This is a genomic window from Bacillus sp. AK031 (assembly GCF_053903065.1).
Genome location: NZ_CP096424.1, coordinates 2,238,204 through 2,250,598, shown reverse-complemented (window position 1 = coordinate 2,250,598; position 12,395 = coordinate 2,238,204). Strand labels below are relative to the sequence as shown.

At 41.1% G+C, this 12,395-nt stretch carries 17 protein-coding genes; 4 read left to right on the top strand and 13 right to left on the bottom strand.

What is annotated here, in order from left to right:
• Positions 1-25: 25 nt before the first annotated feature.
• From M1E09_RS11580 to M1E09_RS11560, 5 genes are all read right to left on the bottom strand, one after another.
• Positions 26-1,225 carry a CHAD domain-containing protein gene (locus M1E09_RS11580; RefSeq protein ID WP_456271034.1) on the bottom strand — a complete coding sequence of 400 codons (1,200 nt, stop codon included), beginning with the start codon at positions 1,223-1,225 and terminating at the stop codon, positions 26-28.
• 542 nt (positions 1,226-1,767) lie between these two features.
• Positions 1,768-1,926 (bottom strand): hypothetical protein, encoded by a 159-nt coding sequence (locus M1E09_RS11575; protein WP_456271033.1) that lies wholly within the window; start codon positions 1,924-1,926, stop codon positions 1,768-1,770.
• A gap of 91 nt (positions 1,927-2,017) precedes the next feature.
• On the bottom strand, positions 2,018-3,202 hold the full coding sequence (locus M1E09_RS11570) for an MFS transporter (protein ID WP_456271032.1): 1,185 nt from the start codon (positions 3,200-3,202) through the stop codon (positions 2,018-2,020).
• Between the two features lie 58 nt (positions 3,203-3,260).
• On the bottom strand, positions 3,261-3,614 hold the full coding sequence (locus M1E09_RS11565; protein ID WP_456271031.1) for a VOC family protein: 354 nt from the start codon (positions 3,612-3,614) through the stop codon (positions 3,261-3,263).
• 117 nt (positions 3,615-3,731) lie between these two features.
• Positions 3,732-4,262: a GNAT family N-acetyltransferase gene (locus M1E09_RS11560; RefSeq protein ID WP_456271030.1), complete on the bottom strand. Its 531-nt coding sequence runs from the start codon at positions 4,260-4,262 to the stop codon at positions 3,732-3,734.
• A 108-nt stretch (positions 4,263-4,370) separates the two neighbouring features.
• Between M1E09_RS11560 and M1E09_RS11555 the strand changes: the two genes are divergently transcribed.
• The gene (locus M1E09_RS11555) at positions 4,371-5,942 is read left to right on the top strand and encodes an alkaline phosphatase family protein (RefSeq protein ID WP_456271029.1); all 1,572 of its coding nucleotides are present in this window, start codon (positions 4,371-4,373) and stop codon (positions 5,940-5,942) included.
• 28 nt (positions 5,943-5,970) lie between these two features.
• On the opposite strand, the gene M1E09_RS11550 is transcribed toward M1E09_RS11555, so the two are convergent.
• The 7 genes from M1E09_RS11550 to M1E09_RS11520 form a co-directional block, all read right to left on the bottom strand.
• The gene (locus M1E09_RS11550; RefSeq protein WP_456271028.1) at positions 5,971-6,261 is read right to left on the bottom strand and encodes a hypothetical protein; all 291 of its coding nucleotides are present in this window, start codon (positions 6,259-6,261) and stop codon (positions 5,971-5,973) included.
• 118 nt (positions 6,262-6,379) lie between these two features.
• Positions 6,380-6,670, bottom strand: a complete 291-nt coding sequence (locus M1E09_RS11545; protein ID WP_456271027.1) for a hypothetical protein — start codon at positions 6,668-6,670, stop codon at positions 6,380-6,382.
• A gap of 321 nt (positions 6,671-6,991) precedes the next feature.
• On the bottom strand, positions 6,992-7,228 hold the full coding sequence (locus M1E09_RS11540) for a hypothetical protein (protein WP_456271026.1): 237 nt from the start codon (positions 7,226-7,228) through the stop codon (positions 6,992-6,994).
• A 1-nt stretch (position 7,229) separates the two neighbouring features.
• Positions 7,230-7,937, bottom strand: coding sequence for a hypothetical protein (locus M1E09_RS11535; RefSeq protein ID WP_456271025.1), 708 nt, complete (start codon positions 7,935-7,937; stop codon positions 7,230-7,232).
• A gap of 36 nt (positions 7,938-7,973) precedes the next feature.
• Positions 7,974-8,255: a hypothetical protein gene (locus tag M1E09_RS11530; protein WP_456271024.1), complete on the bottom strand. Its 282-nt coding sequence runs from the start codon at positions 8,253-8,255 to the stop codon at positions 7,974-7,976.
• 61 nt (positions 8,256-8,316) lie between these two features.
• Positions 8,317-8,544, bottom strand: coding sequence for a hypothetical protein (locus tag M1E09_RS11525; RefSeq protein ID WP_456271023.1), 228 nt, complete (start codon positions 8,542-8,544; stop codon positions 8,317-8,319).
• Positions 8,545-8,561: 17 nt separating this feature from the next.
• Positions 8,562-9,155, bottom strand: coding sequence for a kinase (locus tag M1E09_RS11520; RefSeq protein WP_456271022.1), 594 nt, complete (start codon positions 9,153-9,155; stop codon positions 8,562-8,564).
• Positions 9,156-9,305: 150 nt separating this feature from the next.
• On the opposite strand from M1E09_RS11520, the gene M1E09_RS11515 reads away from it, so the two are divergent.
• The gene (locus tag M1E09_RS11515) at positions 9,306-9,857 is read left to right on the top strand and encodes a GNAT family N-acetyltransferase (protein WP_456271021.1); all 552 of its coding nucleotides are present in this window, start codon (positions 9,306-9,308) and stop codon (positions 9,855-9,857) included.
• A 119-nt stretch (positions 9,858-9,976) separates the two neighbouring features.
• On the opposite strand, the gene M1E09_RS11510 is transcribed toward M1E09_RS11515, so the two are convergent.
• The gene (locus M1E09_RS11510; protein WP_456271020.1) at positions 9,977-11,554 is read right to left on the bottom strand and encodes a sensor domain-containing diguanylate cyclase; all 1,578 of its coding nucleotides are present in this window, start codon (positions 11,552-11,554) and stop codon (positions 9,977-9,979) included.
• Positions 11,555-11,825: 271 nt separating this feature from the next.
• Here M1E09_RS11510 and M1E09_RS11505 point away from each other — a divergent pair, with 271 nt between their 5' ends.
• The gene (locus tag M1E09_RS11505; RefSeq protein ID WP_456271019.1) at positions 11,826-12,026 is read left to right on the top strand and encodes a hypothetical protein; all 201 of its coding nucleotides are present in this window, start codon (positions 11,826-11,828) and stop codon (positions 12,024-12,026) included.
• Entirely contained in the window at positions 12,027-12,296 is a 270-nt protein-coding gene (locus M1E09_RS11500; protein ID WP_456274968.1) for an OsmC family protein, read from the top strand.
• The last annotated feature ends 99 nt before the right edge of the window (positions 12,297-12,395 follow it).

Sequence of the window (12,395 nt, the reverse complement as noted above, 5' to 3'; positions counted from 1 at the left end):
AATATTTACAATTGGAGTTTCATGCTTATATTTCTACTTGGTCAACCAGTTTCTTCAGTCTATCCTCCATTTGTTTTATGACTTTTTTTACATCTTTTTCTTTGGCATCAGATTTTTTCTTCCGTTTAGTTGCTTCTTCAAGCCAATCGCGCAGGTCAATGATATCACCGAATTTCTTCTGCACCTTTTTGTATTGTTTGGATCTTGTTTTAAAATCGCCGGAATACATCTTATCGAGGTAGCTGTAGATATAGCGGAGTTTTTTTGCTTTTTTTCTGACAGCGTGAAGTGCATCCAGTCCGTCATCTGACATTTTTCCCTTCTCTTTTATCACGTTGTCGTAATTCTGCACCCTTGAATTATAGTCCTGTTCATACTTCTGAAGCTGTGCAATTATATCCAAAGGCAATATATATCCTCGTATCTCCTTTTGTTCAAACGTTTTCCAGAAGGCAAGAAAATCATCGTTTATCAGTTCCGGGAGTTGTTTTTTCAGTTTTTCACGGTGTTTATTCCTTTTCTTTCTGGCCTCATTAGCGAGTTGACGATATACATCACCATATTCATTGGTCACTGCTTCTTTTTCAAAAGCTTTAATCAGAACATCGTCTTCTCTCACCGCACCCAGTGCATCATGTGCCTTTTTCAGGCGCTCATACAGTTCATGCTCCTTGTCAACTCCGACAAAGTGGATGAGTGTACGGAGTCTCCTGCCCTTTGTACGCGCCTTGTGAACGTCTTCTGTGTCTTTGAAAGAGAGGGCATTATCACAGTAGTTTTTATATTTCTTTACTAGATGACCTAGAATGTCTGACCATTTTCCTACAATTGCTTCATTTCCGGTATTGATGCAATCTTCGCACACCAGTACGTTCTTTACATGAAGAAGTGTTTGATTCATTCCACAAATCACACAGGTTGCCGCCCATTCCTGAAGAACACCGCTCTCACCTTCCACTTGCAGGCCGATCTTTGTGCCGCTTCTCCAATCCCATTTTTTACGGACAGCAGCTGGTAAGTGTATGCGCCCGCTCTCATCCACCGGCCTGATCATACTGCCATTTTCCTTATTTCTCCCCGCCTTACGAATACTTATGGAGTGGTGCTTTCCGTCAACTTTAAGAAGTAACCCCTTTTCATCAATCTCTAAAGCATTACGGACTTCTATTGGAAGGAGAATCCGTCCCATCTCATCAATCGTCCGCGTAATAGAGATAACATTCATGATGATCCTTCCTTTCATTTAAGCTTGATGTGTATGTTTTCCCTGTCTGCCAGGAGAGCTAAACGTGGCAGCCTTTTGACTGAGTCTAGATTCTTCAACAATGGTGTGAGACCTTGAATTATGTAAATGGCTTTGATAAAGAGTTATATTGCTTTTAGGAACCTATAAAAAAGGTGTAGCCTGATTTCCGCTCCAGGTGTGCGACTCCGCGGGGCGGGCGGTGAGCCTCCTCAGCTTCGCCTGCGGGGTCTCACCTGTCCCGCTAATCCCGCAGGAGATCGCACACCTTCCGCTCCTATCAACAGTTGTTTCAAATTTCAATGAAACATTAAGTCTTTATAACTAAGGAACATGGCCCTTTATGATCTGGATTTAGGATAACTACTCAATAAAACAAATAAATAACTTGGAAATAGTTGCAGTTTATGAAAGTAGAAAATATTCAGCAATCAACCTAAATAACAACATCATCAACTAACAAAGCCATGTTAATAAAAAAAGCACTACAGCCATCACATATCTGGCCAAGTGCTTTTCTAGATTTAACTCGGATCTACTTCATCATAAGAAAGGGTTGTCACTTCCGTGAAGTCCCCTTTTTTAATTTCACTTTCACTTGCATCCTGATTCAATTCTTCGCCATCATCCATTCCAGGTGCGACAGAAGCTTGATGCTCCTGTTTCTTCTTAAAAGATTCCATCCTGTTCCTGCTCCTTTCACTTCATACGATTTCCCGTGAAAGGATGAGCTATTCAGGTTTTTTCTGCCTGTAAAGCAGTCCGCAGTAAGCTTCAAGATTCATATCTCTTAAATTTAACCATGGATACGAGCCCAAAAATCGGTCCGGCAGCCAATACGGAAAACACCCATTTCCAACCCATGTAAGCTTCCAGGAAAGGAACCAGGTTGATGGAAACTATCGTGATCAGAAAGCCAATGCACATTTGAAAAGTTAAGGCCGTTCCGACGTACTCAGAATCCGCAAACTCGGTGACGGCTGCTGAGAACTGTGCTGAATCAGAGATAACAAATATTCCCCAAATAAATGAAACAGCGGCTGTCATCCATAAAGCGTGGCCATAGGTGAAACCAATTCCAACTGCACAAGCAGCACTGATGGCCATTGATAAAATCGTAAGCTGAGCTCTGCCGATTTTGTCTGCAATCATTCCTCCGGCAATACTGCCGATTGCTCCTGCTACTCCAATGGATATAAAAGAAATGATGGCAACGGACCATGAGGGAAGAACAACCCCCTGTTGATCAATGGCGGCGGCAATAAAAACAGGCAGCCACGTCCACATGGCATACAGCTCCCACATATGACCGAAATAGCCATAGTTTGCAAGCATGACAGGTCTATTGGATCTCACCCTGTTAATAAAAGAAATCGCAAATGACGATGTCTTGCCTGACATTTCATTATCCTCAAGAAGGAAATAGATGATGCAGGCAGCAAGGACGGCCAATAAGCTGCTGCTGACAATGACAGCCTGCCAGTTCAGAGAAGACGAAAAGATCACAATAAAGTGGGGCGTTGACGACCCCAGTGTCAGTGCAGCAATCAGAATGCCGATCGCCAGCCCCCTCCTTCGCGGAAACCACTGGGACAACATTTTGACAGCGGTTGGATAGACTCCGGCCAGGGTGATTCCAGTTGCAATTCTTAATGTTATACCTGTCCATGCACTTTCTGAAAAGATGATCATCAAATTTACGGTTGCTCCAAGCAGCGCAGCCACAGAGAATATCTTGCGTGAATTATATCTGTCAGCCAGTCCAAAATAACTGCTGGCCAGTGCCCCGATGACAAACCCCATGGGGACTGCTGCGGAGAGCCAAGCTTCGATTCCAATGCCGGCATCCCATGCCTTTATGAGTTCAGGTGCGGTGACAGATGCACTGAACCAGAGGCTTAATGCAAACAGTTCTGAAAGAGCAATCCAGACAAGTGCTTTCCAAGCGCTTCCACTCATCCTATCTACCTCTTTGGTATGTATTTAGAAAGCTTACAAAATTAATAATGATAATATGTTAACACTGGCAAACCATCAACTGGTTTCCATCTGGGTCTTTGAAGTTGAAAAAGAGGTCTTCCTGAATGTCTGAAACCAGTGTTACCCCTTTTTCCTTCATGTATCGATAGGCGTGGTGGATATCCTCGGCATTAATATGGAATGGTGAAAACTTGAAAATATTTTCTTCAGAATATATCTTACTATCCAGGACCACCCCTGTATCTTTCATCGGCAGAATATATAAATGGCCGAAAAGAATCTCTCCATCTGCAGGAAATCCAAAGAGATCACAATACCAATCACGTGCTTTTTCAATATCACTTACAGGAATGAAAATCGTTCCCACCTTATTATCTAATGGACTCTTCAAATCGGTACCTCCTTAAATATAGTATCCTCATCTATACCATTCGAGAGAAGAAATGAGTATCCTCCCTTATTTAAAAGATTGATGTAATCTAATCAGACATAGATAGAACACACTTGTTCATAAAATTAACTCCAGCTGAATATCCAGCTTTTCACGGTTATAAATTGCCAGATTCACTTCTTGAGCCGGAACACACCCCAATTTCCTATAGAAAGCCTGCGTTTCCACGGCAGGATGTGCACCAATATACAATTTATCGGTCCCCATTGATCTGGCGGTTTCTTTAACGGCCGCCATGAGCATCCTGCCTATCCCCTTTCCTCTTGCCTCCCTGGAAATATGGATATACGACAGCTCGCGATAGGTATGCACGGTTCCAAACGTCCCTGGCTCGATTATTGCAAATCCTTTGACTTTATCATTTTCGCTGGCAGTCAGTACTGCACCTCCCTCTTTTATACATAGGCGAAAGTGCTGAACGATCTCCCGTTTTCGAATTGCAGACCAGTCATCGATGAATGGATCCTTTTCTTCTTTAAACAAACCGTCATGGTGTCTCAGCACGGTGGATGTCTCTTGATAACGTTCAAATTGATCAAGCATATTATCTTTTATATCTGGTGCTGAAAGAACTTGTACAGATGTCACAGTGTCTATCCCTCCTTGATGATACTTCTCCTGATTAATAGCCATCATCAATTTCGTCTATATGTTCATACTAAGCGTATTGACTAAATACACTTTTCCGGGGATGAAATGATGAATAAACGCTTATTTCTGATTATAACCTTTTTAGCACTTTCTTTGGGATATGCAGGCAGCAGCCAGTATTCAAGTGAGGATGACAAGATACCATTGCCGATGCAAACAAGCAGCCATGTGACATCAAAAGTGATCGTTCTCGTTATCGACTCATTAATGGATAAACCGTTGAAAAAGGCAATTGGGGACGGCGAAGCACCGGCACTCGAGTTTTTTATGAACAGGGGCCAATATAGCAATAACCTGGTAAGCTCTTATCCAACGATGTCTGTTACGATCGATAGCTCCATTCTCACCGGTGCCTATCCAGATGAACACAAAATACCGGGACTGGTTTGGTTCAATGACAAAGAGAAGCAGATCATCACCTATGGAAACGGCGTATTTGAGATTCTAAAGCTTGGCCTATCTGATTTTGCGAAGAATGGCCTTTATGAGTTTAATAACATCGATCTCAGTCGGGAAGTCACGACCATCCATGAAGATCTGGATAAAGCAGGTTTGAAAACAGCCTCCATTAACGCTTTGGTTTATCGAGGGAACTATCCACATACCCTTAAGGTACCGAAAATTATCTCTAAATTATCTAACCTCCCGGAAGAACTGGAAACCATGGGGCCTGAAAAATTATCACTGGGATTATTTTCACGTCAGAATCTGGACAACGACCATACCCTTAACCGGATAGGTCTAAACGATACTTTTGCAGCTGAAGAAATGATTCATCTATTGAAAAACAACAGTTTACCGCCTTTTACGATTATGTACTTCCCTGAAAATGACCATGCCGCACACAAAAAAGGACCAACTGCCACAAATGGAATTGAGGAAGCTGATAAACAATTGCAAAAGATCTTGAATGGTTTTCAGGAATGGGATGAAGCATTAGTTAACACGGTATGGGTCATTATGAGTGACAGCAATCAGTCACTTGTGATAAATGACAAAAAAGAGGCTCTTATCGATCTCAGAAAAAGTTTCTCCAAATATAAAGTGCTTCAACTTGGAAAAGATGTAAGCGGGAAAGATGAGATTGTCATCACGGCAAATGAACGGATGGCCTATATTTATTCACTGAAAGAGCATCTTCGCCTTCAACAGTTGGCTCGAAATTTACAACCAGATTCCCGTATTGCCTGGATAGCCTGGAAAGATGGTGAAAAGATCAGAGTCGTCTCGCCTGATCATGAAGGGGATTTTACATTTTCACCAGGAGGCAGCTATGAAGATCAATATACTCAACGGTGGTCGATAAATGGAAATCGTGAAATTCTGGACCTCTCCATCAAACAGGATCAGATCGTTTATGGAAATTATCCTGATGCATTAGCAAGGTTGTATGGAGCAACGCAATCTCAGCAAGGTGAGTTTCTTATAGCCGACGCCAAACCGGGATATGAATTTATTGGAGAAAGCTCACCTCAGCATACTGGCGGTGGAGCGCATGGTTCGATGCACAAAGTAGATTCATCGGTGCCGATAATCGTTGCAGGAACGAACAAGAGCATAGAAAATCTTCGGATTGTTGATCTAAAAGACTGGATACTAGATGTTCTAAGGAAATAAAGAATGCCCACTGCTCGTGGGCATTCTCTTACTTGTTCTGTTGAGTTTTTTTGTCAGGAGCTATCTCGTTTGCGAATTCATTGATAGCAGCGAAATTAGGCTGGATTCCTTTTAATGAGGTGTTGCTCATCATGTTTTGAAAACCTTGTCCTGAATTGCTGCCCGTTCGCCTTCTGTTCAACCCATAGGCAGCGGCACTCATTGCCAGGCTTAAAGCCGATCCCCACATCATCTTTCTGTTATTTCTCTTTCGACCAAACATATTAAAAAAAGATGTTTTTCTTTTCGGTTTGAAAAGCATCGCTAGTAAATTTTTCAAATGTAACACCTCTTTAATAAGATTCAGAAAGCTCGCATTCACTTTCTAAATTATTATCTGTCAGAGGCTATTAATTATAATTGGTAATATTTCTGACGGGCCCAGAATCTTTGTTCCTTTATCTATTTTTAAAATAAACTTCAAGAGCCTTTGTAATTTCGCTCTGCTGTTCATAAGGTTTGATGTAATAGTGGTCCCCCTCAAGCAAAGAACTGAAAGTACTGTATCCATTAGATTTTAAAAAATCATCTACATCCGACAGCTTGTCACCTTGATTCAAAAGTGTTTTATTCCCTAGAAAGTCGTCATTCACATATACTTCATAGCGGTCATGATTCAGCTTTCCTTCTTCAGCACTGATAAAATTATTGGTGACAAATCCATAAAACCGACCATCTGCGTTACCCATTATGCCGCCTCCTGAGTGTTTTTTCTTAGGATGAACAGAATTGGGCAAGAATATCAATAAGGAACTTTGTTAATTCAAACCATGCTCTATTTGAAAACAAATTGGTGTTTCTTTCGATGATGTTATTGTCAATTTTCTTTTTTCAGAAATCGAAGGCGTCATACCGCCTCTACGGGGTTATCGTTTTCAAATCTTCTGAATTCGAAGACGCTAAATTGACGGGTCAAATGAAATTAACGTAACAACTCTTTTGATGAGCATCTAAGCCGGCAACTTGTTCTTTCTAAGTCTACAGGTCTAGAGAGGTAAATAGAAATAAAATCAGTAATAGACAGAGATATCCAAAGCGGCTGCTGTTTTGTTTCCGATGATTTTCCTGGAAAAAGAAAACTTTGAGATGATCTTGCTTGAAACAAAATAAAGCAACACACAAAGAAACCCTCCGACCCATATAGAAAAATCATAGAGATACTCATCAACAAGTCTCATGAAGATGACCGCCATGATAACCAGTAAAGCATTTATGGGTCCAGAAAGTGATTTGGTTTTTTTCTTCAATTCATGACTCCTTTATTCCAAAAATTAATTGATTTGTTAACTCAAGCATTCTTGCTGGCATTTCATCACCATGATCTGTGATCTGATACCCTATATGATAAATAAAGCCTTCATGATAGCCGTAAATCTCATTGGCTGCTGTGCCATGCAAATTGATACGTCCTTCTTCTTCGTTGTAACCATAATAAGTATAAAGGAGAGCAGAATTGGCCGTCCGGACGATGTGATAAAAAGGTGTATCCCCTATTCGTTCTTTCCTTAATTCATTCCCCATACCATCGGTTTCTTCTTTTGAGAAATCATACAACTCGAGAGGGTTTTCAGCAGCTTCAGTAACGGAAACGATAAAAAACTCTTCTGTCATTCCGCTTGCATTATTATTTAAGTAGCTGAATTGAATTTCATTTACTTCTTGTCCGTTTGGATTTGTGGCAGTGACAAGAATGGCGTTTTCCTTTGTTACTGGAAAAGGCAAGTCGTTGTGATCGATTGGCAGGACCTTTCCTTTCATATTTTCAGGCATTTCAGCCAGCATTTCCTGTATGGAGACAGGCTTGTAGAATTGCGCGTCCTTTCGGCTATCCAGTTCATCTGCTGCTTTGAACATCTCACTGGAGGCAAAACTGTCTCCTTTGACTTTGGTTAATTTGGTTTCCGGACTACACCCGGTAATGCAGAACAACAGTAGAATGATAAGCCATTTCTTCATCTAGCATCCTCTTTTACATGATATTTTTTAAAAGCCCTAACTGAGTATAAGTCCAAAAAACAATAAGGAAAATTGAACAAAAGCAAGTGCTGATGCAATGATGACCGTTGTAATGCTTCTAGCCAGTGACTTTCCATCATGCACACCGGCGAAGCCTGCAATCCCAATGAATAATATGGCGATTGTCAAAAACAGAAGAATTGTCAGAGGGTGAATGCCAAACAAAGTCACGGTTATCAATTTAGTGAAGGTGGTTATAACAAAGAGTAGTATACAGAGAATCGCCGCAAAGAATGACCAAACATTAACTGCCTTCATTTTGACTGCCTCCACTTTGTTTATTACTTTCATGTATAGGGAGGTGAGCTTCTTCGGACAGTTAATCAAAAAAGCTCAATATCAACCCCAATACACTTGTGACAAAGATAAAACCGATTATGCAATATCCAATTATCCTTATGCCGATCGGAAGTGTGTCCATCTCCATGTTTTTGTGTTTAAAAGTTCCGCCTGCTTCAATCTTCTGCAGATTTTCCACAGGAGAATAAATTTCATCTTCATTGTACGGGGATTCTTCTGTCGGTTGAGTTTCATGGGTATCTGTCATTATGGTGCCTCCTTTGACTATCCATGCAGAACTAAATCCGCTTTTTGTTTTGGAGAAACAGCCTTTTGATAGAATTCCTCTGCTTTCCAGTAGCGTTTCTCAAATTTATCCAGAAGTTGTTGCGCCTCGTCACTTTCCCGGTCGAATCTGATGTCCCGCGGGCAATCAAGAAATACGACATAATCAAAATAATCACGCCATTCCTGACGCTGCAGGAAGACTCCTTCGACAACAATGATGCAGTCATCGGGAAGTTCAATCGTTTTTGGTGAATGTGTATCGGTTTCATTATCGTAAAAGTTGAGGTCAAACTTCCTCGATAAAATGAGATTTTCAAAAAAGTGCTGGCGAATCTCATGGAGATCCCATTGCAGGAAGTAATATTCGAACCACTCATCACGGCCAGTATTGTAGCGATCCTTCCTTGTAACAATGTGGTCGTCAATATGAAACACTGAATGAGGGATGTTATTCTCCTTTAAGAGCCCACAAAACTTCTTGGTCAACGTCGTTTTCCCTGACCGGCTCAAACCATCAATTCCGAATAGAAAGCGATTTCCGGTTTTCTTCTCCTTAATCAGGTTTAGCAGCGTATTAGAATACTCTTCCATCCTCATGCCTCTCCTTCATTTTTTAGATATTCTCATGATTATAACATAAATTAACAGAATATTACGACTGGCAAAAAAATCAGACATATGAATCAGAATGATCTGGTATAATAAATGGATAAAAATACTAATTAATAGGAGCCACTTTTTATGGAGAAGTTCTTAGAAGGAACAGCGGTTTATCTGAGGCCGTTTCAGAAGGAAGATTACAGACTTATATCGAAGGCCCTTTCCTACCCGGAAATCAGGAAATTGACAGGGCTGCAGAAATTTTTGACCGCGCAAAAGATTGAGAAAGCTTACGATGCTTTTGCTTTGGATGACACACGTATCGACTTGGTTATCGCTTTACAAGACACTGATGAACCAGTGGGCGACCTGGCATTGAATGAAATTGATCATTTGAACAGAAATGCTAATATCAGAATAGCGCTCCATGACCCTGGGTTTTTCGGGAAAGGCTATGGAACTCAAGCCCTGAAGTTAATTCTTGAGCATGGTTTTATGACATTGAACTTATATCGCATAGGATTATGTGTCTATTCCTACAATTCACGTGCGATAAAATCGTATGAAAAACTGGGGTTTAAGCAAGAAGGAGTCTTACGGAGTGAGTTATTCTACGACGGTGAGTTCCATGACAATATCATCATGGGAGTACTCCGTGACGAGTTTTTTGAAGCAGTGAACAATTCAGAGTGAGTCTAAATATTGAAAAATATCTGGTTACCAAAAAAGCTCAGGGTTAATCCTGAGCTTTTTGTTCTTAAGAAGCAAGGCTGCAACCGCCTTGTATATTTATTTTTGTCTTAGCAAGAAATCTATTCACTCTTCCAAATGACCGTTTTATTTCTTCCCTCAATTTTTGCCTGGTACAAAGCCTTGTCAGCATAATCGAACAGTTGCTGGGAGGTAAGTGCGTCACCAGGAAAATCCGCAATTCCAAGCGAAACCGTTACCGGCCTTCCAACGGGGTTGGAACTTCCTTCTATGGCTGTTCTGATCTCTTCAGCGAGTTTGAAGGAATCAGCCGCTGAGCTATTTGGCACTAAGAGAACGAACTCCTCCCCACCATAGCGGAAGAAGCGCTCTTTCTTTTTCAACCTTGCTTGTACAGTGTCTGCCAGGAATCTCAGAACTTCGTCTCCTGCCTGGTGTCCAAAGGTATCATTGACGGCCTTGAAATGATCGATGTCGAATACAACAAGTGAAAATTTCTGCCCGGCAATTGTCCAGCTTTCCAACACTTCTTGAAATTTCCTTCGATTGTGGATGCCTGTGAGAGCGTCTGTTATGGCCTCCTGTTCCAATTGGTGATGACTTTCCTGGACAGTTTGGACGGCAATTCTAACGCTTTTCGTTAATAGATCGGCTTCCCGGTTCCAATGTGTTTCATTTTCAGGAAGGGTCACTTTGTGGCCGTCCCCAAGCCTGTTAACAACATTGGCCAAATTGATAAAGGGTTTTGCGAGTTTTTGAGCAAGTGTGATGGAAACCAATAAGAGTATCAGGAATGGTGACAGAATATAAAGAAATAACTTCTTGATATTGTTTATTAAAAGCTCATTGATATAAGAAATTGGGGTTTGCTGTACAACACCCCACTGGGAATCCGGAATGAAACTATAAGCGGCAAGCATTGAAACATCTTTCGTGTTGATTACTTTTTCCATCCCGCTTTTACCTTGCGTCAGTTTCCTTACGACTTTGTTTGCCGTCACATCCTGGCCAATGCGCTCGGTGTCAGGATGAAAAAGAAGCTTTCCGTCTGGCCCTACAACATAATAGTAAGAACCATTTTCATCAATAATGTCATTCCCCAGTATTTCATTTAATACATTTCTCTGGTGCATATAAATGGTTCCGCCGAGCATCCCTCTATATTTCCCTTCTTTGTCATAAATCGGCTGGCTTAGAAGGACAATCAACCTGCCGGAAGGAGCAACATAAGGCGTCGTCAGAGTGGCTTCCTTGGAATCGACAACATCCTTGGTAATTCCAGTAATGTATTCACCTTTTAGTCCTACACTAGATGGCGCAATATTACGTACAAGCCCTGTTTCATCGACCCATGACAATGAATTAAAGTAACGGCCGCTCTCCCTTATTAGTTCAAGCTGTTCTTGAATTTCATGATCAGTCAAGTTTTCATGTTCTGATAAATAGGCGGCTGTTTTTTCAAGGCTGTTTCTCATTGCATGGAACAAGGAATCAACTGAACGGCTGATTTTATCCGCTTTGGAATAATTTAAAGAAAGATAGGTATTAGTAAGTGACTCTCTTTCAGACTGAAAAGAGGCAATCAATAGGATGACTGTGGTCAATAGAACGGAAGCCGTTACGAGACCAGTCAGTAATGTCGTCAAACGATATTTACGATTATGTATAATTCTCTTCATATAATAAGGACTCCAACAAGTTTCAATTCTATAAATATTTGCAATCAAAACTAGTATATCGCATACAGGTTAAGGTTCAAAGCCTTAAGTGTGAACATTTTATGCCGCTTACAATCTAAATACAACACCATTGATATGGCAAAGCTCAGGTGCAGGTCTGTAGCTGTTTCTGTTGATTTATCATTCGACATAAGTTCCCATGATCTTCGGTGCCTTTTAGTTGCATCAATAAAACTTAGTCGCTATCCTAATTAAAAAGGTGGTGAGAAAAGTGAGTAAACCAGAAGAATTGACTGAAATCACAATCATTCAGAAGGATACAGCTAATAAAATCAGGGAAGCTTACATAGGTAAGTTCGAGGAACCTGTTCTATTTGGTGTTCATGGAGGAGTAAAAAAATTCTATGGTGTAGAGCCGGAAGTAGAATACCCTTCCACACTTGACCACATTGTAGCAGCAGCAGGCGGCTGACTGGTCGGTACCTTATCAGGCGCGCTGGAGGCGCGTAAAATCCCGACTTCACCAGACAAAGTCACTGCCGAAATTCAAGGGGTGATCGAAGCGCCGGAGGGCGTACTGAAAATCACCAGGATCAATTGTCATTATAAATTGAAAGTTCCTGAAGGAAAACGTGCAACAGCAGAACGTGCTTTATCTGTTTTTGAGAAAGGCTGTCCTGTCGCTCAAACCCTTAAAGGAGCCATAGAGTTTAATCATTCATGGGACATTCAGGAGTATTAATATAAGAGCCTGGAACAGGACTACTTTCTGTTCCAGGCTCTTTTTTATTTTCCGGAAGCCTTACTTGGAAAATTTCTGTTATTCATCAGCTGCCCATTT

What these genes read in the sequence shown, in the direction of transcription:
- M1E09_RS11580 (WP_456271034.1), bottom strand. Translation starts at nt 1,225, where the DNA reads ATGAATGTTATCTCTATTACGCGGACGATTGATGAGATGGGACGGATT.
- M1E09_RS11575 (WP_456271033.1), bottom strand. Translation starts at nt 1,926, where the DNA reads ATGGAATCTTTTAAGAAGAAACAGGAGCATCAAGCTTCTGTCGCACCT.
- M1E09_RS11570 (WP_456271032.1), bottom strand. Translation starts at nt 3,202, where the DNA reads ATGAGTGGAAGCGCTTGGAAAGCACTTGTCTGGATTGCTCTTTCAGAA.
- M1E09_RS11555 (WP_456271029.1), top strand. Translation starts at nt 4,371, where the DNA reads ATGATGAATAAACGCTTATTTCTGATTATAACCTTTTTAGCACTTTCT.
- M1E09_RS11545 (WP_456271027.1), bottom strand. Translation starts at nt 6,670, where the DNA reads ATGGGTAACGCAGATGGTCGGTTTTATGGATTTGTCACCAATAATTTT.
- M1E09_RS11535 (WP_456271025.1), bottom strand. Translation starts at nt 7,937, where the DNA reads ATGAAGAAATGGCTTATCATTCTACTGTTGTTCTGCATTACCGGGTGT.
- M1E09_RS11530 (WP_456271024.1), bottom strand. Translation starts at nt 8,255, where the DNA reads ATGAAGGCAGTTAATGTTTGGTCATTCTTTGCGGCGATTCTCTGTATA.
- M1E09_RS11525 (WP_456271023.1), bottom strand. Translation starts at nt 8,544, where the DNA reads ATGACAGATACCCATGAAACTCAACCGACAGAAGAATCCCCGTACAAT.
- M1E09_RS11520 (WP_456271022.1), bottom strand. Translation starts at nt 9,155, where the DNA reads ATGGAAGAGTATTCTAATACGCTGCTAAACCTGATTAAGGAGAAGAAA.
- M1E09_RS11515 (WP_456271021.1), top strand. Translation starts at nt 9,306, where the DNA reads ATGGAGAAGTTCTTAGAAGGAACAGCGGTTTATCTGAGGCCGTTTCAG.
- M1E09_RS11510 (WP_456271020.1), bottom strand. Translation starts at nt 11,554, where the DNA reads ATGAAGAGAATTATACATAATCGTAAATATCGTTTGACGACATTACTG.